The organism is Pseudoalteromonas sp. SIMBA_162 (assembly GCF_046535955.1).
Taxonomy (GTDB): Bacteria; Pseudomonadota; Gammaproteobacteria; order Enterobacterales; family Alteromonadaceae; genus Pseudoalteromonas; species Pseudoalteromonas marina.
The window spans coordinates 1-244 of the sequence record NZ_JAWJBQ010000985.1; the positions used below are offsets into that span (position 1 = coordinate 1).

Below are 244 nucleotides of genomic sequence, written 5' to 3' on the forward strand. Positions count from 1 at the left end.
TCCATCGTGCGGCGGCGCAGATGGATGGACGGTATCGTGTCGTCGCCGGTGCGCTGTCATCGAATCCCGAGCGTGCTCGCCAGCAGGCGGAGCAACTCAACATCGCATGTGGTTATGGCGATGGTGAATCACTGCTACGCGAGGAAGCTGCCCGCGAAGATGGTGCTGAGGTGATCGCCATTCTCACGCCCAACGATAGTCACTTCGTCCTGGCCAAGCTGGCTCTGGAGCTGGGCTTTCATGT

The 244-nt window shown here is 60.2% G+C and carries 1 protein-coding gene; it reads left to right on the forward strand.

Annotated elements, in window-relative coordinates; genetic code table 11:
* Positions 1 to 20: 20 nt before the first annotated feature.
* On the forward strand, positions 21 to 244 hold a 224-nt coding region (locus R0J88_RS22660; RefSeq protein WP_410901271.1), incomplete at its 3' end, for a Gfo/Idh/MocA family oxidoreductase.